This is a genomic window from Salipiger sp. H15 (assembly GCF_040409955.1).
GTDB lineage: Bacteria > Pseudomonadota > Alphaproteobacteria > Rhodobacterales > Rhodobacteraceae > Salipiger.
The window spans coordinates 1,067,112-1,091,492 of record NZ_CP123384.1 but is presented as its reverse complement, the minus strand read 5'-3'; the positions used below and the strand labels follow the sequence as shown (position 1 = coordinate 1,091,492).

Sequence of the window (24,381 nt, the reverse complement as noted above, 5' to 3'; positions counted from 1 at the left end):
TCAGACCTCGAGGTCTTCTGTGGCGTAGACGAAATTGCCGTGCAGCTTTCCGCGCATCTCGTAGCCGAGGCCGCGGAACGTGCGCTGGATCCAGGTCGCGTTGCCGTGGTTCTCGAGGATCAGGATCGGCCGGCAGCGGTGGACGAGGTGATAGGCCCCCTTCAGCGCGCGCTTCTCGTGGCCCTCGACGTCGAGCTGCAGGATCGAGACCTGCCGGTCGCGGGGGATCACGTAGTCGAGCATGAGTGCCTGCACCGGGGTGGTGCCGGGGCCGGGGGTCTCGGTGAAATGCGACAGCCCGCCAAGCGGCGCGCCGGTTGCGTCATGGGTGCGGAAGAGCACGCTTTCCTCGGCGCTCGACAGGGCGGCATTGGCGAGGGTGACGTTGCCGAGCGCGTTGAGGCGGACCGTCTCCTGCGCGCAGGCAAAGCTGCCGGGGTTCGGCTCGAAGGCCCAGAGCACCGCGCCGGGCGCCAGCGCCGAGGCGACGCCGGGCAGGAAATCCCCGAAGAAGGTGCCGGCATGAATCACGTCGCCCCGCCCCGCCCGGGCGCGCATGAAGGCGATGGTCTGCGGCTCGTAGACCTCTCCGGCCAGAACGGCCCTGACCGCCGGGCGGCTGTCGAGCCCGTGCGGCAGGCAGTAGCACCCGTACTGGTTGCTGTGGATTTGCTGGTTCACGCTTGGCCTGTTCCGCGGCGGATTATGCTTCCGTTCGGGCAGGATTGTGATGCACGTTGCGGGGCATAGCAAGGGATGCTACCCCGCGCAGCAATCCCGATATTCGAATTGGAGCGCCGGACCATGGCTGAAGACTATATCGTCAAGGACATTTCGCTGGCCGAGTTCGGCCGCAAGGAGCTGGACATCGCCGAAACCGAGATGCCGGGCCTGATGGCCTGCCGCGCGGAATTCGGCGAGGCACAGCCGCTGAAGGGCGCGCGCATCGTCGGCTCGCTGCACATGACCATCCAGACCGCCGTGCTGATCGAGACGCTGAAGGCGCTGGGCGCCGACGTGCGCTGGGCCTCGTGCAACATCTTCTCGACCCAGGACCACGCCGCCGCCGCCATCGCCGCGGGCGGCACGCCGGTCTTTGCGGTGAAGGGCCAGACCCTTACCGAGCACTGGGACTACCTCGACCGCTCGTTCATGTTCCCCGAGGGCGCGAACATGATCCTCGACGACGGCGGCGACGCGACGCTCTACATCCTGCTCGGCGCGCGCGCCGAGGCGGGTGAGGACCTGGGCGTTGCGACCTCGGAAGAGGAAGAGGTGATCCACGCGCAGATCCGGAAGCGCATGGAGCTGAGCCCGGGCTGGTTCACCAAGACCCGCGCCGACATCATGGGCGTCTCGGAAGAGACTACCACCGGCGTGCACCGCCTGTACGATCTGCAGAAGAAGGGCCTGCTGCCCTTCCCCGCGATCAACGTGAACGACTCGGTCACCAAGTCGAAGTTCGACAACAAGTACGGCTGCCGCGAGAGCCTCGTGGACGGCATCCGCCGCGCCACCGACGTGATGCTGGCGGGCAAGGTCGCCGTGGTCTGCGGCTACGGTGACGTGGGCAAGGGCTCGGCCGCCTCGCTGGCCGGGGCCGGCGCGCGGGTGAAGGTCACCGAGGCCGATCCGATCTGCGCCCTGCAGGCGGCGATGGACGGTTTCGAGGTGGTGCTGCTGGAGGACGTCGTCGCCGACGCCGACATCTTCATCACCACGACCGGCAACAAGGACGTGATCCGCATCGAGCACATGCGCGAGATGAAGAACATGGCCATCGTCGGCAACATCGGCCACTTCGACAACGAGATCCAGGTGGCCAACCTGCGCAACCACAAGTGGACCAACATCAAGGAACAGGTGGACATGATCGAGATGCCCTCGGGCAACAAGATCATCCTGCTCTCCGAAGGGCGCCTGCTGAACCTCGGCAACGCCACCGGCCACCCGAGCTTCGTGATGTCGGCCTCGTTCACCAACCAGGTGCTGGCGCAGATCGAGCTCTACAAGAACGGCGCGCAGTACGAGAACAAGGTCTACATCCTGCCCAAGCACCTCGACGAGAAGGTGGCGCGGCTGCACCTCGACCGCGTCGGCGCCAAGCTGACCAAGCTCTCGCCGGCGCAGGCGGCCTATATCGGCGTGACGCCGGAGGGCCCGTTCAAGCCCGAGCACTACCGCTACTGAGGCAGAGCCTGTCCAAGGCTTTCTTGCAGACGCCCCGCCCCTTCGGCGGGGCGTTTCGCTTTTGGTGCGGGCAGACGTCTCCGGCGGGAGTATTTGGGGAAAGATGAAAGGGCGCGCGGTTTCACCCGGGCGTCACATCACGGCCACGTGATCGTTACGCGGGGCCCGTAGCAGCGGCGCATTGCAGCATCCACGAGGAGTTCCCGATGCGCCTTTCGCTTTCCCTTCTCGCCCTCGCCAGCGCGTTTGCCGCGCCCGCCACGGCCCAGGAGATCTTCCCGGCCAAGCTTGCCGGTCACGCCTTCCTGCCCGCGCTGTCGCTGGTCGAGCCGCCGGCCGACGCGCCGCGCGACGCCTGGCTCTCGGGCAAGTTCACCGGCGCCGTGCGCAACGAGGCGGCGATGAGCGTCGAGGGCAATGTCGGCAAGGCCTACGGCAACCACGGCACCGGCATCTCGCTGCCCTTCATCGGCCAGCCGGTGCAGGGCATGTCGGGCTTTGCCATGACCCGCGCCGAGGACGGCAGCCTCTACACGCTGACCGACAACGGCTTCGGCACCAAGCGCAACTCGCCCGACGCGATGCTGTTCTTCCACCGCATGGCGCCGGATTTCGAGACCGGCACCGTCGAGCGCCGCGAGACCGTTTTCCTGTCGGACCCCGATCACAAAGTGCCCTTCCGCATCGCCTACGAGGGCACCGAGGCCCGTTACCTGACCGGCGCCGACTTCGACCCCGAGTCGATCCAGGTGCTGGATGGCGAGGTGTGGATCGGCGAGGAATTCGGCCCCTACATCCTCCGCGTCGGTCTTGACGGCGTGGTGAAGGAGGTCTTCGCCACCGAACTCGACGGCAAGGAACTGCACGGGCCGGACACCTACAGCGTCTTCGTCCCCGCCACCCCGGGCACCGATTTCCAGGTGCAGCGTTCGGGCGGCTACGAGGGCATGGCGCTGCAGCCGGGCACCAACCTGCTCTGGGCGATGCTGGAGAAGCCGATCCTCATCGAGGGCGGCGAGACCGAGGGCCCGTTCCTGCGCGTCATCGCCTTCGACCCGAAGGCGGGGGAATGGACCGGCGAGAGCGTGAAGTTCCAGCTGGCCGAGGGCGCGACCGCGATCGGCGATTTCAACTTCATCGACGAGACCCGCGCGCTGGTCATCGAGCGCGACAACGGCGAGGGCGACCTCTCGATGGCCTGCGCCGAGGGCGCGGCCGAGACGGCGGACTGCTATCCGAACCCGGCGAAGGTGAAGAACATCGTGCTGGTCGACATGGCCGACACCGACGAGGAGGGCCTTGTCCGCCGCATCGGCCAGGTCGACCTGCTGAACATCGCCGATCCGGACGCCAAGGCGCTCGAGGGCATGGGCGCGGGCGGCGAGCACTTCAGCTTCCCCTTCTTCACCATCGAGGACGTGATCGCGGTGGACGAGACCCACATCATCGTCGCCAACGACAACAACCTGCCCTTCTCGGGCGGGCGCGTGCCGGGCGAGGCGGCGCACAACGAGTTCATCCTGCTCGAGGTGCCGGAGCTGCTCGCGGCGAAGTGAGCCGGTGGAAATGAAAAAGGGGGCGCCCGCAGGCGCCCCCTTGTCGTCCGAACTGGCCGGGATCAGGCGTAGCGCTTGATCTCGCCGGACTTCAGCCGCGCGGTGTAGCTCAGCATCTCGGCCTTCACGATCGGCATCAGGAAGTAGAGGCCGATGATGTTGAACAGCGCCATGGCGAAGATCGCCGCATCCGAGAAGTCGATCACCGGGCCGAGGTTCATCGCCGCGCCGATGACGACGAAGATGCAGAAGAGGATCTTGAAGCTCAGCTCCTGCACGTGGCCTTCGCCGAAGAGGTAGGTCCAGGCCTTCAGCCCGTAGTAGCTCCAGGAGATCATCGTCGAGAAGGCGAAGAGGATCACCGCGAGGCCGAGCACGTAGGGGAACCAGCTGATCGCGGATTCGAAGGCCGCCGAGGTGAGCGCCACGCCCGAGACGTCGCCGACTGTCTCGACCCGGCCGAGGTCGGCGTTCCAGATGTACTGGCCGGTCTCGGCATCCACCTGCAGCACGCCGGTGATCACGATGACCAGCGCGGTCATGGTGCAGATCACCACCGTGTCGATGAAGGGCTCGAGCAGCGACACGAAGCCCTCTGTGATCGGCTCCTTGGTGCGCACCGCCGAATGGGCGATGGCGGCCGAGCCGACCCCCGCCTCGTTCGAGAAGGCGGCGCGCTTGAAGCCCTGGATCAGCGCCCCGGCAAGGCCGCCGGCGACCCCGAGCCCGGTGAAGGCGCCCTCGAAGATCTGGCCGAGCGCCCAGCCGATGCGGTCGTAGTTGATCGCGATGATGATCAGCGCCGTGCCGCAGTAGAGGATGCCCATGAAGGGCACGATCTTCTCGGTCACCTGGGCGATGCTCTTCAGGCCGCCGACGATCACCGCGAAGACGATCGCGGCGAAGATCACGCCGGTGATCCAGCCGGGGTAGTCGCCGAGGATGTTGGCCAGCTGCGCATGCGCCTGGTTGGCCTGGAACATGTTGCCGCCGCCGAGCGAGCCGAGCACGCAGAAGATCGAGAAGATCACCGCGAGCACCTTGCCGAGGCCCGCGAAGCCGCGCTCCGCCATGCCCTTGCTGAGGTAGTACATGGGGCCGCCCGAGACGGTGCCGTCGGCGTATTCATTGCGGTATTTCACGCCGAGCGTGCATTCGGTGAACTTCGACGCCATGCCCATGAGCCCGGCGAGGATCATCCAGAAGGTCGCGCCCGGCCCGCCGATCGACACGGCCACCGCGACGCCGGCGATGTTGCCGAGCCCGACCGTGCCCGAGAGCGCCGTGGCCAGGGCCTGGAAGTGGCTGACCTCGCCCGCGTCGTTCGGGTCGGAATACTTGCCCGAGACCAGCGCGATCGAATGCGGGAAGGCGCGGAACTGCACGAAGAGGAAGTAGAAGGTGAAGATCGCAGCCGCGACCACCAGCCAGAGCACGATCCAGGGGAAGGAGGTGCCGGGGAAGGGGGCGAAGATGAAGCCGACGAAGGGGCCGGTCAGCCCGCCGACGAATTCGTTGATCGACTCGTCGATGCTGTGCGCCGCGTCCTGCGCCTGGGCGGGAACGGCGGCAAGCGCCGCGCCGAGGCCCGGCAGGACGGCGTGAGAGGCTTTGAGAGTGCGTTTCATAGGAGGTCTCCTGCGGCTCAGGGCACGATGACGGTTGGCACGGTGGCGATCTGCGCGAGGCCCAGCGGCACGGATCCGAAGATGCGCGCGGCCATGGACTGCGTGCCCGAACGTCCGACGAAGATCATGCTTGCGCCCGCGTCCGCGGCGATCTCGGCCACCAGCTCTACGACCGAGCCGTAGCGGATGCGGCAATCGCCCTCGAGCCCCGCGGCCTGCACCTTGGCAAGCGCCGGATCGAGGATCACCTCCTTGGCCCGCGTCAGCTCCTCCTTGCGGCGGGCGTGGCGTTCCTCGAGTTCCTGAGGGGTCAGGAACTTGTAGGGCGACCATTCGAGGATATGGACGAGCAGCAGCGCCGCATCGTCCTTCTTGGCCCGCGCGATTGCGTAATCGAGCAGGCCGTCATCACCTTCCTTGTTCTCGTAGGCGACGACAAACGTTTCTGTTGCCATTGGTATTCCCCGGTTTGTGCGTCTGGGGAGCAGGCTGCTTTGCCCGTTATCCGGGTCTGGATGAGCTTTTACTCCCCCGCCCCCATGCTGGGGGTCGCATCACGCCTTTGTCACCAAAAAAAGGTCAATGCCATCGTGCCCTAGGGTTCAGGGGCCGGATTGAGACAATTCCATCCTTCTTTTCAACAATGCTCGGCAACTGTAGTCTTCGGCGTGACGGTCGCGATGGTGGGGCCGGGACAACCTGTCGTATGGGAGAGTGACATGGGCAAGCGAGACGAGCTGATCGAGAAATACGCGGAGGACCTGCGCGACAAGTGCGGCATGGAGCCCGACATGGATCTGCTGACCAAGGTCACCATCGGCTGCGGTCCGTCGATCTACGATGCCGACGCGGCGACCGTCGCCGCCAGCCAGGAGCACGAGCTGGAAACGGTGAAGGACAACTTCCTCGTCAAGAAACTGGGGCTCGAGGACGGGCCGGAGCTGATGGACGCGATCAACGCGGTGGTCGAGACCTATGGCCGCTCCGAGCGCAACAAGTACCGGGCGGTGGTCTACTACATGCTGGTGAAGCATTTCGGCAAGGATGGCGCCTACGCCTGAGCCGGGCTCGCTAGAATTCTAGGCACTTCGCCTTTGCCCCCGGGCGGGGAAGCTGCGATGTTGAGGGATCGGCCAGAACGGTCGGATCCATTCTCTCCGAGACGTGTGTGGGAGCACGCTGGGTGGTGCAGGGGTCCGGCCTTTGGCGGGACCCCTGGCTTTATTCTGGCTGTTCCAGTCTTGATCCGCTGGAGGCGCCGAGCGCCCCGGGCCTCTCAGAACAGCCCCAGCACCAGCCCGATCACCGCGCAGCCGAAGGTCGCGTAGCCGCCGTCGATCAGCGTCAGCCGGAAGGGGCGCTGGCCATAGGCGTTGTTGATCATGATCCAGGGCGAGATGAAGAAGAGCCCGATGCCGAGCCCAGAAAGCAGCCCGGCCCCGGCGGTGACCACGCCCGCCTCGTGGAAGACGTGGCGCATCATGCCCGCCACCAGCAGCATCGCGATGGCCGAGAGCGCAAAGGGCAGGGGGCTCGAGTTCTTCGGCTTGCCATTGGCATCGCACTCGATGCCCGAGGCGGCGAGCCATGGCTTCGACAGGCTCATGTACCAGGCCGCGCCGAACAGCCACCCGGCCAGCGCCGCGACGATCACGCTGATGAATTCCATAAGGGCCTCCCTCGCTCTCGCGGGAAGCCTGCCGCAAAGGCGGCGCGCTGCCTAGCGGGTTTCGCGGCCCGGCGGCTTCAGCCCCTGAGGCCACCCTTCGCGCAGACATGCAGGAACTCGGCCTCGGTCACCGGTTGCACCGACAGGCGCGACTGCTTGACCAGCGCCATCTCGGCCAGCGCCGGGTCGCCCTTGATCTCGTCGAGCGTGACCGGCTGCGGCAGCTTCTCGACCGCCCGGATGTCCACGCATTCCCAGCGCGGGTCATCGGCCTTGCTGTCGGGGTGCACCTCGGCGCAGATCTCGACGATGCCGACCACCGCCTTCTCACTCTGCGAGTGGTAGAAGAAGCCGCGGTCGCCGAGCTTCATCTCGCGCATGAAGTTGCGGGCCTGGTAGTTGCGCACGCCGTCCCATTCCTCGCCCGCGTCGCCCTTGCGGACCTGGTCCTCCCAGGACCAGGTCGAGGGCTCGGACTTGAAGAGCCAATATCTCATGGGATCACCCGATGACCTTCTTCCAGGCGGTCAGCGTGACGCTCTCGAAGAGGCCCGCCAGCGCGTAGGGGTCCTTGTCGGCCCAGTCCTGCGCGGCGGCCATGTCGGCGACGTCGAGGATCACAAGGCTGCCCGCCATCTCGCCCGCCTCGTCCAGCAGCGGGCCGGCCTGCGACACGACGCCGGTGCGCTCGATATAGGCGAGGTGCTCCGCGCGGGTGTGCTTGCGGATGTCGAGGGCGCCGGGTTTGTCCTTGGCGACGAGTGCGACGAGCATGGTCATTCCTCCTTCAGGGGTCGGGAAAGAAGCTCCTCCAGAGCTTCGGAAATCGTGACCTGTCCCTCGGTCAGCGCGGCGACCACCTTCGAGACCGGCATCGCCAGCCCCTCGCGGTCGGCCAGCGCGGCGACGGCCCGGGCGGTGGCGGCGCCCTCGACTGTGACCGAGGGATCGAAGCCTTCGGCCCGGCCGAGCGCCTGCCCGTAGCGGTAGTTGCGCGACAGGTCCGAGGTACAGGTGAGCGCAAGATCGCCCAGACCCGAGAGCCCCGCAAGGGTCTCGGGCTTGGCGCCAAGATGCACCGCCAGCCGGGTCATCTCGGCAAAGCCGCGGGTCATCAGCGCGGCGCGGGCGGAATCGCCGAAGCCCGCGCCGATGCAGGCGCCGCAGGCGATGGCCATGACGTTCTTCAGCGCGCCGCCGACCTCGGCCCCGGTGACATCGGTGCTGCGGTAGAGCCGAACGGTCCGGGTCGAGAGCACGTGCTGCAGCACGAGCCCCGCCTCGGGGTCCTCGCAGGCCAGCGTCAGTGCCGTGGGCAGGCCGCGCGCGATGTCGGCGGCAAAGCTCGGCCCGGTGAGGATCGCCGGCAGGGCGCCCGGCTTGGCATGGGTGATGACGTGGCTCGGACCCTCGCCGGTGGCAAGGTCGATGCCCTTGCAGCAGGCGACGAGCTTCTGCCCCTCGAGCGGGCTTTGAATCGACCCCAACACGGCGGAAAGCGTCTGCATCGGCACCGCCAGAAGCAGTGTCTCGGCAGAAGCGGCGCGGTCGAGGTCGGCGGTGATCTCGATGCCCTCGGGCAGGGTCACGCCGGGCAGCCGGTCGGTCTGACGGCTGCGCGCCATCTCGTCCATCGAGGCGGCGCTGCGTCCCCAGAGCATGACCTTTCGCCCGTCGCGCGCCAGCGACACGGCCAGTGCCGTGCCGAAGGCGCCCGCGCCGAGAACCCCGATCACGCCTTGGCTCCCTTCTTGCCCGAGCCGAGCAGCGGCGCCGCGGCCTTGTCGAGCGGCCAGCGCGGCCGCGCGGCAAGGCTCATGTCCGACACCTCGCCCGCCGCCAGAAGCTCGCCGCCGGCGTAGGCGATCATCGCCGCATTGTCGGTGCAGAGCCGCAGCGGCGGCGCGGTGAAGGCGGTTCCATGCTCGGCGCAGACCGCCTCTAGCGCGCCGCGAAGAGCCTTGTTGGCGGCGACGCCCCCGGCCACGGCCAGCGCCGGTTCGGCGGGATTTTCCCCGAGATAGACCCGCAAAGCGCGGCGGGTCTTCTCGGCCAGCACGTCGCGCACGGCCGCCTGGAACCCGGCGCAGAGGTCGGCCACGTCCTGACGGTGCAGCCCGCCCTGTTCGTCGATCAGCTTGTCGCGCATCCGCAGAAGCGCGGTCTTCAGGCCGGAGAACGACAGATCGCAGCCCTCGCGGTCGAGCAGCGGGCGGGGGAAGCGGAAGCGCTTCTCGTCGCCGTCCTGTGCCGCCTCCTCGACCGAGGGGCCGCCGGGTTGCGGCAGGCCGAGCAGGCGGGCGGTCTTGTCGAAGGCCTCGCCAGGCGCGTCGTCGATGGTGCCGCCGAGCCGGGTGAAGTCCTGCGGGCCGCGCACGACGAGGAACTGGCAGTGCCCGCCCGAGACCAGCAGCATGAGATAGGGATAGGCCAGCCCGTCGGTCAGCCGCGGTGTCAGCGCGTGGCCGGCAAGGTGGTTGACCCCGATCAGCGGCTTGCCGGTGGCGACCGCGATGCCCTTGCCCATCATCACGCCAGAGAGCACGCCGCCGATGAGGCCCGGGCCGGCGGTCACCGCGATGGCGTCGAGCTCGCTCACCGGAACGCCGGCCTGCGCCAGCGCCTGTTCGATCGCCAGGTCGAGCTTCTCGGCATGGGCGCGGGCGGCAATCTCGGGCACCACGCCGCCGAAAGCCGCGTGCAGCTCCGCCTGACCAAGCACCACCGAAGACAGGATTTCCTGCCCGCGCAGCACGGCGGCGGCGGTGTCGTCGCAGCTGCTTTCCAGTCCCAGGATCGTCAGTTCAGGCATCGGCGCGTCCGTTGCATCATGGTGTCCTTGCAGCTACCACCTGCACACCGGCCCCACAATCCCGGCCCCCAGAATCCCGGAGCAAGGATGCCAGAATCCCAGCCCTTCCTGCTGCTCACGCGCCCGCGCGCGGCCTCCGAGCGTTTCGTCGCGGAGCTGCTGGACGAGGGTGTCACCGGGTTCACGCCGATCCTCAGCCCGCTGATCGAGGTCGAGACCCGTGGCGCGCTGCCCGCGATGGAGGGGATCACCGGGCTGGTCTTTACCTCCGCCAACGGCGTGCGGGCCTATGCCGAGCTGGGTGGCCCGGCGCTGCCCGCCTATGCGGTGGGCGAGGCCACGGCCCGCGCCCTGCGCGAGGCCGGCATGACCCCCCGCGTCGCCGGCGGCGATGCCGAGTCGCTGCTGGCGCTGGTGCTCGCCGAGGCGCCGGGCGGACGGCTGCTGCACCTGCGCGGCACCCATGCCCGCGGCGAGGTCGCCGCGCGTCTGGCCGCCGCGGGCCAGCCCTGCGCCGAGGCGGTGATCTACGACCAGCCGACTCGCCCCCTTACCGCCGAGGCCGTCGCCGCCCTGCGCGGCCAGGTGCCGGTGGTCGTGCCGCTTTTTTCACCGCGCAGCGCCGCGATTTTTGCAGAGGCCGCCGGGGTCGTTAACGCTACCGCGCCGCTTTTCGCCGCATTGATGAGCGCAGAGGTGGAAGCGGCCCTCTCCGGCCTCTATGTTCTCGACTCAGAGATTGTTTTGCGACCCGACGGCCGGCTGATGCGTAAGTCGGTGGAAAAGCTCCTAGAATGCGCGCGATCGCTTGTGGATCGTCCCGGGGCCGTGAAAAGTTATGGAAGTGACGCGAGGTCCCCGAGGGATCCGCAAGCGACAGATTGAAAGGGTGGACCGCGTGGCCGACAAGAAGAAGCCTGTGAACGACGCCAGGGACAAGCCGGAGACGGGCAGCACGCCCGAGGTCGAAACCCCCGAAACCGAGACCCCCGCGGCCGAAGCGCCGGACACGGTCACCCCGGTGACCGGGGACAGGCTTGCCGAGGAGACGGCGGTCGAGGAGACGGTGCCCGAAGGGACGGTGGTCGCAGAGACCGTGACCGCGGAGCCCGAAGTTCTCGGGACCGGCGCACCGGACACCCTGCCCGCCGAAGACGTCGACACCATCGTCGCGTCGGATCGCACCGACACGCTGGAGGGCGACGACTCGCTGTCCAGCGGCGAGGCGCCGGACACCGTCGCGCAGGAACCCGCAAACTCGATGGAATCGATCCACTCCGTCGGCGAGGCGGTCGATCTCGACAGCGAGGCCGATGTCGGCAAGGAGGCCGAGACCCTGATCGCCGCGGGGGACGACACGCTTCCCGCGCAGGACATCCCTGCCGAGCCCGTCTTCGTGCCGCAGCCCGAGGTGGTGCGCGAGACCGTGGTCGAGCGCAAGGGCGGCTTCGTGCCCATGGCGCTTGGCGGCATCCTCGCCGCGGCGCTCGGCTGGGGCGCGTCGAGCTACCAGTCCGGCAGCTTCCCCTTCGGCGATGGCGGCGCCGCCTTCGAGGCGCAGACCGCCGCCTCGCTGACCCAGCAGTCCGAACGGATCACCGCGCTCAGCGGCACGGTCGAGCAGACCGCGGCGCAGGTGGGCGGGATCGACCTGTCGGGCCTCGAAAGCTCCACCGCCGATCTCGGCCAGCGGATGCAGGCCGCCGAGGGCTCTGCCGCGTCGCTCACCGAGCAGGTCACCCAGTTGCAGGGCCGCATCGAGGAGATGCAGACCCAGTGGCTGTCCGAGTCGGTCTCGCCCGAGGCCATGGCGGCCTATGAAAAGGCGCTGGCCGACGTGCGCACCGCGATCGAGACGCAGCGCGCCGAGGTCGAGCAGATGACGCAGGAGGCGCTGGCCGCCAAGCAGACCGCCTCGGACCAGGCGATGCTGGCCAAGTCGCGCACCGCGCTTTCGGAAATCAACACCGCGCTGCGTGACGGCACGCCCTATGGCGAGGCGCTGCAGGTGCTGGAGGCCAACGGCGTCACGGTGCCCGAGGGGCTGGCCGCCACCGCCGGCGACGGCGCCCCGACCCATGCGGTGCTGGTGGCCGAGTTCCCGGCCGCCGCGCGCGAGGCGCTCTCGGCCGCGCGCCGCGCCGAGGCCACCACCGAGGACACCGCCAGCCGCTTCACCACCTTCTTCGCCAACCAGCTTGGCGCGCGCTCGGTCGAGCCGCGCGAGGGCGATGACCCGGACGCGGTGCTCTCGCGCGCCGAGGCGGCGCTGCGCTCGGGCGACCTGAACGCGACGCTGACCGAGCTCTCGGCCCTGCCCGAGCCCGCGCAGGCCGAGCTTGCCGGCTGGACCGCCCGCGCCGAGGCGCGCAAGGCGGCGCTCGACGGCGCGGATGCCGTTGCACAGACACTGAACCAGAACTGAGGGTAGGGGATCGTTTTCATGCTTTGGTCACTTCTGAAAATCGTTCTCTTCGTCGCCGCCGTGGCGGGGCTTACCCTAGGGGCCGGCTACCTCATGGAAAGCCAGGGCGGGGTGCAGATCACCGCCGGCGGGATGGAATTCACCCTCGGGCCGCTGCAGTCGGTGATCGCGGCCATCGTGCTGGTCTTCGTGCTCTGGGTGGTCTTCAAGCTGGTCTCGCTGCTCATCGCGGTGCTGAAGTTCATCAACGGCGACGACACGGCGCTGTCGCGCTATTTCGACCGCAACCGCGAGCGCAAGGGCTACCAGGCCATGTCCGAGGGGCTGCTCGCGCTCGCCTCGGGCGAGGGCAAGCTCGCCATGGCCAAGGCCGAGAAGGCCGAGCGCTACCTGCACAAGCCCGAGGTCACCCAGCTGCTGACCGCCCAGGCCGCCGAGATGACCGGCGACACGCGCAAGGCCGAGGAGGTCTACAAGAAGCTCATCACCAACGAGCAGACCCGATTCGTCGGCATCCGCGGGATGATGAAGCAGAAGCTCGCCAAGGGCGACACGGACACGGCGCTGAAGCTGGCCGAGCGCGCCTTTGCCCTCAAGCCCAAGCACGAGGAAGTGCAGGACGTGCTGCTGCAGCTGCAGGCTTCGAAACATGACTGGCAGGGCGCGCGCAAGACGCTCTCGGCCAAGCTCAAGCACGGCGCCCTGCCGCGCGACGTCTACCGCCGCCGCGACGCCGTGCTGGCGCTGTCGGAAGCCAAGGACATCATGGACGAGGACAAGCCGATCGAGGCCCGCGAGGCGGCGATCGCCGCGTCCAAGGGCTCGCCCGACCTGATCCCCGGCGCGGCCATGGCGGCGCGCTCCTACATCGCGCAGGACAAGCCGAAGCTGGCGACCCGCATCCTCAAGAAGGCCTGGTCTGTGCAGCCGCACCCGGACCTCGCCGCCGCCTTCGCCGAGATCGCCCCCGACGAGACCCCGGCGGCGCGGATGAAGCGCTTCGGCACGCTCACCACGATCAACCCCGATCACCGCGAGACCAAGCTGCTCAAGGCCGAGCTGGCGCTGGCCGCCGAGGACTTCCCCGAGGCGCGCCGTGCCGTGGGGAACCTCGCCGAGACCGAGCCCGATGCCCGCGTGCTGACCGTCATGGCGGCCATCGCCAAGGGCGAGGGCGCGGCCGAGCCGGTGGTGCGCGGATGGCTCGCCAAGGCGCTGCTGGCGCCGCGCGGCCCGCAGTGGGTCTGCGACAAGTGCAACCACATCCACGCCGAATGGGTGCCGGTCTGCGCCAATTGCGAGGGCTTCGACACGCTCAGCTGGCGCAGCCCGCCGCAGTCCGACGTCGCCCCCGCCGGGGCCGAGATGCTGCCGCTGATCATCGGCTCGCTCGAGGACCGCAGGGCCGAGGGGGCCGCGGCGGAGGCCGCCGCCGAGGCGCCCGAGGTGCTGACGCCGCGGCCGGACATGGCGGAGGAGTCCTTCGAAACCGCGCCCGCGGCCAGGCCCGACGTCCCCGATGCCGAGACGGTCGAGGACGCGCCCGGGATGACCGCGCAGGAGCTCGAGCACGAGAAGGCAAAATAGGCCTTTTCCTGCGGCGGCCTCGATGCTAAGAGGCCGCCCACCAGTGCCGGTGTAGCTCAGCTGGTAGAGCACGTCATTCGTAAGTAGCGGGTCTGCTTAGGATTGACCTTTCTAGGCAATAGCTTAGAAGCGGCGCGTGGGTGTTAGTAGGGCCATAGTAGGGCCACGACAGAGAAGGTTGCCGCTGTAGCTCAGCTGGTAGAGCACGTCATTCGTAATGATGGGGTCGGGGGTTCGAGTCCCTTCAGCGGCACCACTTCTCAAAACACAATCGCATACGGAACGCTTTTTCTCCTCCGCCATATTGCGGATGGGGACACCTCTCGTAGCCGGCCCAGCGGGCATCAAGCGTTTGCTTCAGGACGCTTCGAGCGCTGTTTTCCAAAGGCACACTGCTTACGAGTTCTCCCTCCTAAAGATGAGGGCTACTCCCCCCGACGAATGGTTTCGAGGTCATTTTGCAACAGACCAACGCGAACGCCCCCATCAAGAGCCACGTGGCCGAATGACGAGCTGTAGAGCAAGGTCCTTCTAGACACGGCCATGCCTACCAGAGGGGCCAGGAGCGGGCCGGACAAGCCACATTGGGTGTTGCCTTACCACCCCCTGCCAATAAGCCCAAGGCGCGCTGTGCGCCCCTCTCCTGCGCGCTGTGAAGCTAAAGCCCAACTTGCCCGCCAACGGCACTTTTGTAACTTGTAACAGTTACTTAGCTCGAAAGGTTTCAGAATATCAAAATGGCGAGGCACCGTAGCGCCCCGCCTGGTAGTATGCGGGCCAGGTTGGGCCCTATTTAACGTTTCGGGTTGCGCTGGGCGGCTCAAAACGGCGGTTCATCATCACACCTGGTATCAAGAGGCAGGATGACGACCACGCCCCTGTCGACGCGTTTCGCGATGAACTCGGACTTGCGCTCATCCGGGTTGCCGCGTGCGAACCCCCTGCGCTGAGCCTTTTCCTGCTTACCGAGATCATGAAGGCGATGGGTGCCATACTCCCGCCCCAACCCGGTCATGACCGCCTTTATCCGCCGGGCCTCCATCGGTGTCATACGCGCAGTGTCGATGTCGACAAGGAGCTTAACGCTATCCATCGATACGCGTCCCGTCTTCTGGGCAAAAGCGTCCTCCAGAACGTCCGCGATGGCGTCCTCAACCATGCGCTCACCCTGCAACTTCGAGGCGGCAGCCCACAAATGCGGAGACAATTCAATCGACTCGCCCGCCTCCTCGCGCACGACTGCCTCTGCCCAGAGCTGATCTACATCTGAGCTGAACCGCGCCAGATCTATCTTCCCGACGGTCACCGGCCAGATGCGGCGATTGCCCGTAAGGTCGCGCAGATACGCGAGTTCATTTGTCGTGCCCAAGATGATGCAGTGACGGCGAAACTCCGTAGCGTTGCGGGCATAGGCCGGGCGAAACATATCGACGGCGGTGCTCAAGAACTTCTTCAAGCTCTGACTCGTCGTTTTGTTCATGTCGTCCAATTCCTGACATTCGACAATCCACGCGCGGGTCATCATCTCGGCCTTGGTCTTGTCATCGCTCTTGAGATCGAGGCTGCCACAGAACCACTCGTCGCAGATGGCAAGGCGCTGTGCGACTTGGGACTTGCCCGCACCTTGCGCGCCTTCGAGTACGAGCATCGTGTCAAATTTTACACCGGGCTCCTTGATTCGGCGCACCCCTGCAATCAGAAGCTTGCTGCCGAATTCGGCGTTCAACTCGCTGTCTTCGGCACCGCAATACTCGGCCAACCATTTGTCAATCCGAGGCGTACCGTCCCACACACGACCATCAAGATAGTCCTCGACGGGGTGGTACTTCTGCTCATGCGCAATCGCCAGCAACTCACGCTTGATATACGCCGGTGCTGCGGTGATATCCAAATCGCGGCTGAACGCGCTGGACAGAATTTCGACGATATCGTTCAGGTCACGCCCATCGAGCCCATAGCCACGGAACTCGTCTGTATGCGTGAACGTGTTGCGCTGAGCATCGACGCCGAGCTTGGCCAGTGCATAGCGGATGTTCTGAGGGAGATTCCGAATGGGGCGGTTATCGTCATCGCGGATCGGCCAGCAGTCGGTGCTTATTTCTATAGCGCTCATCGCACGCACCACCTGACGGCGCGCGTAGGCAAGCGGAGCAGCGTTGTCACGCACATGAGCGCTATTACCTGCATCAGGCGACAGAATGATCGACAAGACGTGCCCCGGTTGCACACCTTTGCCGAGCATCCAGATCACAGCCGCGTAAACTAGTTCCGAACGGGATGCGTAGTCCTTTCCAGGGGGTTTGCTCCCGGTCATGATCGCCTCGGCCCATTCCGGCTCCGGCGGCAACAGGTCATAAAGATGGTCGGGGAGCGGGAGCGGTTCGACCTCGATCGCAGGTGCGACCGTAATCGTGGACTTCCCTGAGGCCTTGCTTACTTCTTTGGGCAATTTCAACCGGAAGTCGCGCACCGAAAAGGTGCGGGGCGGCTTGCCCAAGGCCATAGGTTCAAACGGCCACGCCAAGGCCGGCTCGCGACCATCCGCTCGTTTTTTTATCGTTCAGCCAGTTCATCGTCCAAGGCAGGCGAAGCAAGCGGTCGGCGTTGTGGGTTCCCGGCCCGCCCTGAAGTGCACACAACAAGGCTTTGTTGAGACCTTCGGCCTCCTCGATGTGCGACGGCTCTTCCAGCTTCCACACCGCTTGACAGCCGCCACCCGTGAACCAGATCGCGGTAGGCAGCGGTATTCCTTTCGGGCGCTTCTCTGCGTCGAGGAGGATTTCCATGAAGTAGTTTGCTCTTTCGTCCCCGTCACCGGGATAGTCTTTATAATCCAGGTCGACATGGAGGAAGCGTACGGCGGCAACGTTCTCTTTCTTACGCTTGCCCTTCAAGAACTCGGCATTCGGCAGGAAATAGATGTTGAACTGGGTCTCGTTCGAGTTCCCAGACGCAACGAAGGACGCGGCTTTTGCGTTGTCAGTAAAGCTGAAGACTTTCGCATTCGGAGTCGCTTTGCCCTTGCTCGCCATCGTCTCAAGGTACAAAGGAGCCCTAGGGTTGAGCCATCTGAGGAACTCAATGGCGCGGGTCGGGTTGGGTTTCAGATTACCGGTCATCTGCGCCCCCTTTCGGCTCACACAACATGCCGGACAGCCAGTTCCCAACATCGGTGCGGCGGTAAAGAATCTTGCCAACGCGACCTCCGGTCTTGGAGCGGATGAAGCGCGGGCCATACCCAAGGATACGACCTTTTTCAAAGTAGCTAGCGCTGAACCCGGTGATCGCCGGGAGCTGCTTCGTAGTCAAAAGTTCAGTATGAGTGGACATTGAGTCTTCCTTTGTCATCGTTGATGACGAGGACCTTCATCCCGAAGAGGGGCGCAAAGTTGCGAAACAAAACCTGTTTCTTGCGCAACGCAGATGCCGGCTATCTCTCGACTTTCACCCCGTTCTTCCGAAGCGCTTCAAAAACTGTGTCAAGACTTTGATATTCAAAGGATTCTGCTATATAGTCATGCTCGACTGCTTGATAGATGAAGTATTCTCTGAAGTTTACGCCATCACCCTTACCTTGCTTCCTGTAATATGAGCCGCTGAACTTTTCCCGCAAGCGGTCGTATGTGCTCTTCCGTGACTGCTCATTGGGAGGATTGAAAAACTTGTCAGCAGCTTCCTTCGCAAGTGCTAGGTCTGAACGCAGTCGAGGAAGCTTAATTGGCATGTCTTCCTTTCGCTGCTTCATGTACAAAAGAAACCGATTGCCTTTGTCACGATGGCGCTCCTGCGCCATAAATCGCAAGGCGGGTAGGTCGCAGTCTTGTGCGACGGTCTCGACTTTGGAATCCTCGCCAGTAAGGGCGCGTAGTGCAATATTGAGGCGTCTCTCCGGTGTGTCCTCCCCAAAAGGATGGGCGCGAATAATCGCCAGCAGAATCTTCTCCAGAAGTGTTCGGCCGAACCGTGTTCTAACAGCAGGACTTTCGCTGTCTGATTGCGAATTGTTTTGGTTGCCGTTTTCCACGAGTTCAATCCAAGCGATAAAGAGCGGTACCAATCCGGGAGCTTACCTAGGCGCGCGCGCGAGGGGGCAACCAGATGATCGCCAGTTATACACATTCATCTCCTCGAAAAGTATGGCAAAACGGCCCCGGTTTCCGCCGGAGCCGTTAGTTCGACATTTCACTGCGTGAGAGCTGACCGGCGTGGCGAACTAGCCTCGTTCAGTCGCAGGGCTCTTTCAGCTCAAGAATACGCTTGGCGACCAGTTCCACCGGCTCGCGCAAGCGCTCGGCGTTCACCACAATATAGGCGCCAGTCACATCACCGTTGGTGCGGTGGTTCAGCAAGCGTTTCAGAGCATAGTAGGGTACATCGAGGCTTTCAGCGATGGTGATAAAGGTACGTCGCAGGTCGTGCAGGGTGAAGTTGACACTTGACCCTGTGGACACACGCAGCAGGAATTTCTTGGTCTCGACCAGATGACCACTCTTGTCCGGTCCAGGGAGCACCCAAGGAGAGGCATGATTAGCCTCGCGCCGTTGAGCAAGAAGGTCGGCAAGAAACGCCGAAAGCGGTAGATTCAACGGGTCACCGTTCTTCGTGGTCGGCAGGTGGAGTACTCTGCCACACAGGTCAACGTTTTCCCAGCGGAGCTTGGTCAGTTCACCGCGGCGCATGCCAGTGAACAATGCGGTCAGGAGGAAATCACGTGAGTATTCCGGCTCCGCCATCACAGCTTTCCACCATGCTGGCAGGTCCAGCGCTGTGATTACAGTCTGGCGCCGCCGTTCTTTATACCATGCACGCGCCTGGGTCAGAATCTGCACCGGGTTCGGCGGGAAGTCATCTTGAGTTGCTGCCACGAAATTGTAGATTGACCGGATGTGCCGCATCACGTTGTTCGCGGTGGTTTCCCCATGTATATTGCCAATGTCCTGATGCCTTTTCAGAACCATCTGGCGGGTGATCTCGTTCAGCGGCTTTTTGCGCCAGGACTTGAGGTAAAGCCGCTGGGTGCGCTGATAGTGGCTGACAGTGTGCGGTGACAGGCTGCGGACTTCGAAGAAGCGATCCAGCGCCATTTCCAGCGTTATCTGCTCGACAGCCTCTTCGCGCTTTTCGGCGTTAGGGTCGCGACCTTCGGCCATGTCGCCCAAGATCGTCAGCGCCTTCTTGCGGGCAATCTCTGGCGCAAAGACATCGGCTCGGCCTATCGTGACGCGCCGCGTGCGGCGGTTCACTTGGCCTTCAGCGAAGAACACTTTGGATTGAGCGCCAACAGGCAGACCGAAGCCGGGTAGCGTTGTGTCGCGGTAGAACACTTGCCCCTTCTGGGCGAAGGGAATTTCGTCAATCGCACGGCGGGTAAGACGTAGACTAGGCATCGTGACCTCCTTCTGGCCACGCTCGAGTGTACGCACATTCCTGGGAAAATATCGACTTTTCATTGGGTTATGCACCGTGTGGCGGCGTGTTGAGAGAGAATGAAGGTCCATCCAAGTCCAGCAAGAGCTTGAGCACGCAGAATTTTCTAAACAAGCAACTCGAATCTGCCCAGATCGCTGCTATATTGAGAATACGTCGGAGGTTCTTCGGATCGACGCGGTCGAAAATGGCTGCATGTATGACAAAGAACTGAGTACACTGATTTTGTGAACCTCCTCAATGATGGCTCTTGAGTAAGGAGGTTCCCCTATGGATCCCCACTTTTATCCTATGTGTAACGCGGGGTTTGAGTCCCTGTACGGACTGGCAAACGTCGGCTCGATCAATGAAACGTTACAGTTCGAAGACGGCTCCAAGGTCGAGGTTGTTGATACCATCGCCGACCCTAAGCCGACGATCGAAGAACAGATGATCCTCGAAGACATGCGTGGCGAAGTTCGCGCGTTCGTGGAAGGTCTTACGCCCTACCTGCAGTGTGTTGTCATCCGCCGTTTTTGGATGAATCATTCGCCCCAGAAAATCGCCGATGACCTCGGTCGCCGCCGACCCGCCATCTACGATGCGCTGGCTCGTGTTGCGCGCCTGGGCAAGCGTGACCTGGCGCCTGTGCTCGCTCAGTAAAAGCTAAGTGGTGGCCCAATTGGGCCACCACTCAGTCAGCGCGGCCGAAAATGGCTGCAAATATGAAGGAAATGATCATGGCGACTCAGCTTGAGCTGCAGATTGAATATGCGAACGCCCTTGATGAGAACAGTGTTGACTACACATTTGCCATTGGCGAAGCTTTTGTAGAAAGCATGCGTTCCACCCACTACAAGCACACTGGCACCGCTGTTGATGAGCTTATTGACAATGCAATCGAGGCTGGCGCTAACACCATTAGTGTTGCTTTTGGCTTTCAGAAGAATGGCGACAAAAAGCCAAATGCCATCGCAATCATAGACAATGGACATGGTATGCCGCCTAATATGGTCCGCCGGGCTGCATCTTGGGGGGGGACACACCGTCACCGGAACGAAACCCGCGAGGGCATGGGGCGCTTTGGCTTCGGTTTGCCTAGCGCCTCTGTCAATCAGGGGAAGAGATTCACAATTTTCTCAAAATTGCGAGGCGAAGATTGGTATGCAGTTACCGTCGACCTGGATGACGTGGCCGCGCTCAAGTATTCGCCTGTTCCCGGAAAGGTGGAGGTTCCTGTTTATCGGAAAGAGACCCCGCCCGACTGGGTTTTGAAAGACGTCGAGGAAAATTTCCCGGAAGGCAAGCTTAATCACGGGACGATAGTTGTCTGGGAGAAATTGGATCGCCTGACGTGGTCCACTGTGAATGGATTGCGGAACAATTTGCTCTCGCACTTCGGAACAATTTACCGGAACTACCTCTCTCAAACGCAGATCGTGTTCGACAACACGATTGTCGGAGCAGTCGATCCGCTTTTCATTACGCCTGGCGCTCGGTTCTTTGATGAAGACTCCCAACGGGCCGTTGCTCTTGAACCGGGAGAAATTTCTGTTCGTTCAGCGCGAACAGGTAACATGTGCAAAATCAAAGTTCGCTTTGCTTCAATGCCGCTCGGTTTCTATTCTGTAGATAAATCGAAGGGCGCTTCTGGAAAGAATGGCAACGCACGATTCCGCGTAAAGAATCAAAATCTTGGTATAGTGGTGTGCCGCATGGGTCGGCAAATCCACGTTGTCGACAAGATTACCGCTAACGATGGGACGCAAGGTTGGGAGGGCCTTGGTAGCCTTTCTAATAACGATGACCGATATTGGGGTCTGGAAATCGACTTTCCTGCTGACTTGGATGAAGAATTCACGATCTCGAACTCCAAGCAAGACGTGGTTATGTCTGATCGGATTTGGCAGCTTCTCAAGGAAGGCGGCGTGCTTTCGGGCCTAAAGTCGCTGAAGAGATTGTACAAAGAAGCTAAAGCTGCAGATAAGTCCAAACCGGCTGAGGGAGAGAACAAGCCGCGCCCATCGGAATTGGCTGCAAAGGAAGGTTCAGAGCAATCACGCCCTGGTCGCGTTCATCCCATGTCGCAGGAGCGTGGGGAGCAGGCCAAGAAAAACTTCGAGGAATTCTACAAAAACGCTGCGAAGGAACGAAAGGTCCCAGAAAACGTAGCAAAAGAGGAATTGGAGGCGGAGACAAAGGAACGTCCTTATAAGGTCGAGTTTGAAACCATGCCTGATGCGCCGTTTTATAGAATGGAACAGCGCGGGGCGATGAAGGTTCTCAAGGTCAATATGGCCCACAGGTTCTACCTCGACATTTATGCGAACCAGTCGGCCACCAGTTTCATGCGCTATGCCTTGGAGGTCGTTCTCTTTTCGATCGGTGAAGGCGAACTGGATGCCATCGGAAATGTAAGCAAAGAGAGCTTTTACCACGTAGAGAAACTTGAGTGGTCGAAGAAGATGAACGTGATGCTCGGCGCGCTGAGTGAGTACGCGGACGAAGACGACGAAGAAGCCGCATAACTTTCGAGGAACAGCGAAAGAGCCCACTTTAGTGGGCTCTTTTTGCTGGCGTGAACTATGAAAAACAAAAACCAGAAAAAGTCGTTCGCTCCCAAAAAGCTGCAAACGAAGATGCTCACCGAGCTTGCCGCGACGGTCAAAGGTCAGGCCCAAGAAGATGCGCACGATGCGGCCGCGAATTATAGAATCCACGCGCGGAAACACGCCTCCACAGATCACGCAGAGAGCACCTATTCAGATCAGACCCGCCTCGCCATTTGCTACTCAATGCTGGCAGATTTTACTGAGCAAGGATGGATTGTCACCACTCAGGACGACCGCATCTATGTGGAGCAACCGTCTATAGAGGGAAGTGGGAACGAAACTGAAGAGCAGATAAAGAGAAGAATTCGGAAAGGTTTCGAGGCTGTTAGTAATCGTCAGCTTGCAGACCCCGCCAATCGGGAATTTATCCGCCGAATGGAGGCTTCAAGGGAATTCGAAGGTCGGACGGTGTCCGTGCTCGACCTTGTTGACGATGGCGCGGAGCTTGCGTTGGAGCTTGAGAAACTTGCAGCAGAGCCGGTCGAAAAAGCATTAAACAGCGCGAAAGAAATTATTTGTCCTGAATTGGTGGAGTGCCGAGGAGACGAGAAATGCCCCTATACGGGGTATAGGCTCCAAGATATTTGGCGATACTTTCGGCATACTTGGTCCCTTGAGTACAAGTTGCTTCCCGGTCGCACTTTGAGGCTTCTTATTAGAAATGCGGCGCGTCCAAATAAGCCAGTAATAGGCATCGTTTTGTTGGCGAGCCCAACGGCGAACCTTCTGAGTCGCGACAAATGGATTGGTTGGACGCTTGAGAAAGTTATTTCCGGACTTCTAGAAGGTCGGTGGAACGCCGATAGTGTAGGTCGTAAGCTTTTTGATGCGATTAAGTCTGCAATCAAGCAGATTCGCACCGATGACCTTGTTCCTCGAAGTGCTCTAAATCACCCAAGGCCAGAACACTTCTTCGCTCTAGATCAAGCAGTTCACAAAGCGCTGCAAGATCGGGCGAGAGATTTGCAGGCTGAATCTACTGATTACCTTGTTGATATCAGGGGTATGGACAAATCGAAGATTACCAACAAGCAGTGGAAGGAACTTTCGGAAACAGCTTTGTTCCGAAAAAAGAGGGCCGAACAACTTATTCCATTGCTGAAGGCGCTTGGAGTAATGAAGGAATATGGCTTCGATAAAGAGCCCGGATCGTCCTTGTATGAGGCGCTCGTCGAAAAAGACGGAAGGCAGGCGGTGCAAACCGCACTTGGAGAAATAAAGAAGGTACATCTGGCTTCAGAGGTTGCGGATCTTTCGGTTTGTGGTGCGGTTGCTCCTTATAACATGCTAATTGGTGGAAAGCTTGTTACCGCGGTGATGGCTTCGGAAGAAGTGCGAGAAATTTACAAAAAAAGGTATGGTAAACAGGTAAGCGAAATTTCCTCTCAGATCAAAGGGCAGCGGGTTCAGAGGTCATCTGACCTGAAATTACTGACGACCACAGCGCTATATGGTGTTGGAAGCAACCAGTACAGTAGTTTGACCCTACGTGCGTCAAGGTGCCCAGAACTTGCGTGTGACGTTGTCTGGACAAAGATTGACAGTAGCACTGGCTTTACGGTTACCCACATCAGCGACGAAACAGTCCAAATGATGCGTAATTTAGGTATCGCGGAATATGGGCGCCGCAGAATTAACAGTGTTTTTGGTGAAGGTAGCAGTCCGAGAACGCGCCAGATTCGAGAGGGTCTAAACCTCTTAGGCATCAACAATAGCGAACTTCTTGAGCAACCTAACAAGAAGAAGGTCTATGGTTGTGAAATGTTCCAGGGAGCGCGAGAGCAACTACTTGGGTTTAGTGGTTTCGAGAGCGACACAGGAAAAATTTCGAATTCCGCTGCTGCGATTTCTGATGGCTGGGTGAGGCGCTGGTTTTTGCCGCGCATTAAGAGTCAAAAGGTGCTCGAACAACTTGCGGAATTTAAGCCGATTCACATCTCGGAATCCCTAAGATCTCGATCTGAAAAGTTTTCCAAGCTAAGGTTGGATTGATGGATTAGCCTTCCCCATAGGGTGCGTCTATCTCGTCGAGTATGATCCTAGCATCTTGTGCGAGTTGTCGAATGCGATCAAGTGAGATGCTGTTGGAGCGCCCTTCATCTGCCAAAGACTGGAGAATTCGTTTCATTTCGGGGCATCTACGGATGAGAGAAACTTCTGTCTCAAATCGATGAAGATACCTTCTGCTTCCAGAAATTATCGTGCCAACATGGTGCTGGTCTCCTTCCGCGAAGCAGAAGATGTCTTTCCTATCCGTTCTCACGGTATCTGCTACAATCCAAGCGCGTCGTCTCATCGGTGTCCTCAATCTAAAATTGCAGGCAAATTACCAAAACTGTCTGAAATGTATCGAAAAATCTTCATTACGTTCCGAGGCTGTCTTTGGGTATCTCGTGCTCACCACTACGCTGGATCAGCTTTGCAAAACCGGCTTCCGTTTTGCGTGCCAACGAAAAGGGTGCTGAACCGGTGAACTTTGCCCAAGAGGGGCCTCTC

General features: G+C 62.0%; 21 protein-coding genes and 1 tRNA gene. 10 read left to right on the top strand and 12 right to left on the bottom strand.

The features are described 5' to 3' along the window. On the bottom strand, positions 1 to 681 hold the full coding sequence (locus tag PVT71_RS05255) for an FkbM family methyltransferase (RefSeq protein WP_353473453.1): 681 nt from the start codon (positions 679 to 681) through the stop codon (positions 1 to 3). Between the two features lie 123 nt (positions 682 to 804). On the opposite strand from PVT71_RS05255, the gene ahcY reads away from it, so the two are divergent. Beyond that, positions 805 to 2,190 (top strand): adenosylhomocysteinase, encoded by a 1,386-nt coding sequence (gene ahcY, locus PVT71_RS05250; protein WP_353473452.1) that lies wholly within the window; start codon positions 805 to 807, stop codon positions 2,188 to 2,190. A gap of 206 nt (positions 2,191 to 2,396) precedes the next feature. Then, on the top strand, positions 2,397 to 3,746 hold the full coding sequence (locus PVT71_RS05245) for an esterase-like activity of phytase family protein (RefSeq protein ID WP_353473451.1): 1,350 nt from the start codon (positions 2,397 to 2,399) through the stop codon (positions 3,744 to 3,746). A 62-nt stretch (positions 3,747 to 3,808) separates the two neighbouring features. Here PVT71_RS05245 and PVT71_RS05240 read toward each other — a convergent pair whose 3' ends face one another. Continuing rightward, positions 3,809 to 5,374, bottom strand: coding sequence for an alanine/glycine:cation symporter family protein (locus PVT71_RS05240; RefSeq protein ID WP_353473450.1), 1,566 nt, complete (start codon positions 5,372 to 5,374; stop codon positions 3,809 to 3,811). 17 nt (positions 5,375 to 5,391) lie between these two features. Further along, positions 5,392 to 5,829, bottom strand: coding sequence for a universal stress protein (locus tag PVT71_RS05235; protein ID WP_353473449.1), 438 nt, complete (start codon positions 5,827 to 5,829; stop codon positions 5,392 to 5,394). Positions 5,830 to 6,093: 264 nt separating this feature from the next. Between PVT71_RS05235 and PVT71_RS05230 the strand changes: the two genes are divergently transcribed. Then, positions 6,094 to 6,435 carry a DUF2853 family protein gene (locus PVT71_RS05230; protein WP_353473448.1) on the top strand — a complete coding sequence of 114 codons (342 nt, stop codon included), beginning with the start codon at positions 6,094 to 6,096 and terminating at the stop codon, positions 6,433 to 6,435. A 215-nt stretch (positions 6,436 to 6,650) separates the two neighbouring features. On the opposite strand, the gene PVT71_RS05225 is transcribed toward PVT71_RS05230, so the two are convergent. The 5 genes from PVT71_RS05225 to tsaD form a co-directional block, all read right to left on the bottom strand. Then, a complete protein-coding gene (locus PVT71_RS05225; RefSeq protein WP_353473447.1) occupies positions 6,651 to 7,043 on the bottom strand; it encodes a DUF1761 domain-containing protein in 393 nt (130 codons plus the stop codon). A 77-nt stretch (positions 7,044 to 7,120) separates the two neighbouring features. Continuing rightward, entirely contained in the window at positions 7,121 to 7,540 is a 420-nt protein-coding gene (locus tag PVT71_RS05220) for an EVE domain-containing protein (RefSeq protein ID WP_353473446.1), read from the bottom strand. Between the two features lie 4 nt (positions 7,541 to 7,544). Continuing rightward, complete coding sequence (locus PVT71_RS05215) at positions 7,545 to 7,817, bottom strand: YciI family protein (RefSeq protein ID WP_353473445.1); 273 nt, start codon at positions 7,815 to 7,817, stop codon at positions 7,545 to 7,547. Positions 7,818 to 7,819: 2 nt separating this feature from the next. Beyond that, positions 7,820 to 8,779: an NAD(P)H-dependent glycerol-3-phosphate dehydrogenase gene (locus PVT71_RS05210; protein ID WP_353473444.1), complete on the bottom strand. Its 960-nt coding sequence runs from the start codon at positions 8,777 to 8,779 to the stop codon at positions 7,820 to 7,822. Further along, the gene (tsaD, locus tag PVT71_RS05205; protein WP_353473443.1) at positions 8,776 to 9,855 is read right to left on the bottom strand and encodes a tRNA (adenosine(37)-N6)-threonylcarbamoyltransferase complex transferase subunit TsaD; all 1,080 of its coding nucleotides are present in this window, start codon (positions 9,853 to 9,855) and stop codon (positions 8,776 to 8,778) included. Before tsaD ends, PVT71_RS05210 begins: the two co-directional genes overlap by 4 nt. An 87-nt stretch (positions 9,856 to 9,942) precedes the next feature. On the opposite strand from tsaD, the gene PVT71_RS05200 reads away from it, so the two are divergent. The 4 genes from PVT71_RS05200 to PVT71_RS05185 all read left to right on the top strand — a co-directional run bounded on the left by PVT71_RS05200 (position 9,943) and on the right by PVT71_RS05185 (position 14,123). Continuing rightward, complete coding sequence (locus PVT71_RS05200) at positions 9,943 to 10,740, top strand: uroporphyrinogen-III synthase (protein WP_353473442.1); 798 nt, start codon at positions 9,943 to 9,945, stop codon at positions 10,738 to 10,740. Positions 10,741 to 10,753: 13 nt separating this feature from the next. Then, positions 10,754 to 12,280 (top strand): hypothetical protein, encoded by a 1,527-nt coding sequence (locus PVT71_RS05195; protein WP_353473441.1) that lies wholly within the window; start codon positions 10,754 to 10,756, stop codon positions 12,278 to 12,280. An 18-nt stretch (positions 12,281 to 12,298) separates the two neighbouring features. After that, positions 12,299 to 13,867: a heme biosynthesis HemY N-terminal domain-containing protein gene (locus tag PVT71_RS05190; protein WP_353473440.1), complete on the top strand. Its 1,569-nt coding sequence runs from the start codon at positions 12,299 to 12,301 to the stop codon at positions 13,865 to 13,867. 180 nt (positions 13,868 to 14,047) lie between these two features. Next, positions 14,048 to 14,123: transfer RNA gene (locus PVT71_RS05185), tRNA-Thr, on the top strand. 564 nt (positions 14,124 to 14,687) lie between these two features. Here the strand turns inward: PVT71_RS05185 and PVT71_RS05180 are convergent. The 4 genes from PVT71_RS05180 to PVT71_RS05165 all read right to left on the bottom strand — a co-directional run bounded on the left by PVT71_RS05180 (position 14,688) and on the right by PVT71_RS05165 (position 19,254). Beyond that, a complete protein-coding gene (locus PVT71_RS05180) occupies positions 14,688 to 16,364 on the bottom strand; it encodes a virulence-associated E family protein (protein ID WP_353473439.1) in 1,677 nt (558 codons plus the stop codon). Between the two features lie 10 nt (positions 16,365 to 16,374). Beyond that, positions 16,375 to 16,986 carry a hypothetical protein gene (locus PVT71_RS05175; RefSeq protein WP_353473438.1) on the bottom strand — a complete coding sequence of 204 codons (612 nt, stop codon included), beginning with the start codon at positions 16,984 to 16,986 and terminating at the stop codon, positions 16,375 to 16,377. A gap of 311 nt (positions 16,987 to 17,297) precedes the next feature. After that, positions 17,298 to 17,891, bottom strand: a complete 594-nt coding sequence (locus PVT71_RS05170) for a hypothetical protein (protein ID WP_353473437.1) — start codon at positions 17,889 to 17,891, stop codon at positions 17,298 to 17,300. A gap of 199 nt (positions 17,892 to 18,090) precedes the next feature. Continuing rightward, complete coding sequence (locus PVT71_RS05165) at positions 18,091 to 19,254, bottom strand: tyrosine-type recombinase/integrase (RefSeq protein ID WP_353473436.1); 1,164 nt, start codon at positions 19,252 to 19,254, stop codon at positions 18,091 to 18,093. A gap of 310 nt (positions 19,255 to 19,564) precedes the next feature. On the opposite strand from PVT71_RS05165, the gene PVT71_RS05160 reads away from it, so the two are divergent. The 3 genes from PVT71_RS05160 (at position 19,565) to PVT71_RS05150 (ending at position 23,877) form a co-directional block, all read left to right on the top strand. Next, complete coding sequence (locus tag PVT71_RS05160; protein WP_353473435.1) at positions 19,565 to 19,936, top strand: hypothetical protein; 372 nt, start codon at positions 19,565 to 19,567, stop codon at positions 19,934 to 19,936. Positions 19,937 to 20,013: 77 nt separating this feature from the next. Next, positions 20,014 to 21,801 (top strand): ATP-binding protein, encoded by a 1,788-nt coding sequence (locus PVT71_RS05155; RefSeq protein ID WP_353473434.1) that lies wholly within the window; start codon positions 20,014 to 20,016, stop codon positions 21,799 to 21,801. A 57-nt stretch (positions 21,802 to 21,858) separates the two neighbouring features. Next, positions 21,859 to 23,877, top strand: coding sequence for a Druantia anti-phage system protein DruA (locus PVT71_RS05150; protein ID WP_353473433.1), 2,019 nt, complete (start codon positions 21,859 to 21,861; stop codon positions 23,875 to 23,877). Positions 23,878 to 24,381 lie beyond the last annotated feature (504 nt).

What these genes read in the sequence shown, in the direction of transcription:
- PVT71_RS05225 (WP_353473447.1), bottom strand. Translation starts at nt 7,043, where the DNA reads ATGGAATTCATCAGCGTGATCGTCGCGGCGCTGGCCGGGTGGCTGTTC.
- PVT71_RS05165 (WP_353473436.1), bottom strand. Translation starts at nt 19,254, where the DNA reads ATGCCTAGTCTACGTCTTACCCGCCGTGCGATTGACGAAATTCCCTTC.
- PVT71_RS05215 (WP_353473445.1), bottom strand. Translation starts at nt 7,817, where the DNA reads ATGCTCGTCGCACTCGTCGCCAAGGACAAACCCGGCGCCCTCGACATC.
- PVT71_RS05160 (WP_353473435.1), top strand. Translation starts at nt 19,565, where the DNA reads ATGGATCCCCACTTTTATCCTATGTGTAACGCGGGGTTTGAGTCCCTG.
- PVT71_RS05155 (WP_353473434.1), top strand. Translation starts at nt 20,014, where the DNA reads ATGGCGACTCAGCTTGAGCTGCAGATTGAATATGCGAACGCCCTTGAT.
- PVT71_RS05220 (WP_353473446.1), bottom strand. Translation starts at nt 7,540, where the DNA reads ATGAGATATTGGCTCTTCAAGTCCGAGCCCTCGACCTGGTCCTGGGAG.
- ahcY (WP_353473452.1), top strand. Translation starts at nt 805, where the DNA reads ATGGCTGAAGACTATATCGTCAAGGACATTTCGCTGGCCGAGTTCGGC.
- tsaD (WP_353473443.1), bottom strand. Translation starts at nt 9,855, where the DNA reads ATGCCTGAACTGACGATCCTGGGACTGGAAAGCAGCTGCGACGACACC.
- PVT71_RS05245 (WP_353473451.1), top strand. Translation starts at nt 2,397, where the DNA reads ATGCGCCTTTCGCTTTCCCTTCTCGCCCTCGCCAGCGCGTTTGCCGCG.
- PVT71_RS05200 (WP_353473442.1), top strand. Translation starts at nt 9,943, where the DNA reads ATGCCAGAATCCCAGCCCTTCCTGCTGCTCACGCGCCCGCGCGCGGCC.
- PVT71_RS05175 (WP_353473438.1), bottom strand. Translation starts at nt 16,986, where the DNA reads ATGACCGGTAATCTGAAACCCAACCCGACCCGCGCCATTGAGTTCCTC.
- PVT71_RS05230 (WP_353473448.1), top strand. Translation starts at nt 6,094, where the DNA reads ATGGGCAAGCGAGACGAGCTGATCGAGAAATACGCGGAGGACCTGCGC.
- PVT71_RS05150 (WP_353473433.1), top strand. Translation starts at nt 21,859, where the DNA reads ATGAAAAACAAAAACCAGAAAAAGTCGTTCGCTCCCAAAAAGCTGCAA.
- PVT71_RS05235 (WP_353473449.1), bottom strand. Translation starts at nt 5,829, where the DNA reads ATGGCAACAGAAACGTTTGTCGTCGCCTACGAGAACAAGGAAGGTGAT.
- PVT71_RS05190 (WP_353473440.1), top strand. Translation starts at nt 12,299, where the DNA reads ATGCTTTGGTCACTTCTGAAAATCGTTCTCTTCGTCGCCGCCGTGGCG.
- PVT71_RS05240 (WP_353473450.1), bottom strand. Translation starts at nt 5,374, where the DNA reads ATGAAACGCACTCTCAAAGCCTCTCACGCCGTCCTGCCGGGCCTCGGC.